Source organism: Avibacterium volantium, from assembly GCF_049366555.1.
Classification (GTDB): Bacteria; Pseudomonadota; Gammaproteobacteria; order Enterobacterales; family Pasteurellaceae; genus Avibacterium; species Avibacterium volantium_A.
This window is the reverse complement of the sequence record NZ_JBMMGT010000090.1, coordinates 1-215: the sequence shown is the minus strand read 5'-3', so window position 1 is coordinate 215 and position 215 is coordinate 1. Positions and strand designations below refer to the sequence as shown.

Here is a 215-nt window from a genome sequence, read left to right as displayed (position 1 = left end):
GCTAATCCATTGATTCCATTATGATTAAATTTCGCAATCCAACGTGCTAACGTGCTTTGGGGAAGCTGAAAATACTGGCGAGTAAGCGAACGGTTTTTTCCATTTTGATGATAAAAGTCGAGCACTTGTTGTTTGAAACGTTGAGTATATTTAGTCATAAAAAATCTGCACCTTAATCAATTGGTTGTTTAGTCCAACTTTTGGGGTGCAGATCA

1 protein-coding gene is annotated in these 215 nt (G+C 37.2%); it reads right to left on the bottom strand.

Translation table 11 applies throughout. The features are described from left to right. Positions 1-158, bottom strand: a 158-nt coding sequence (locus tag ACLS0A_RS11120; RefSeq protein WP_423106822.1) for a helix-turn-helix domain-containing protein, incomplete at its 3' end; no start/stop codon positions are given. Between the last annotated feature and the right edge of the window lie 57 nt (positions 159-215).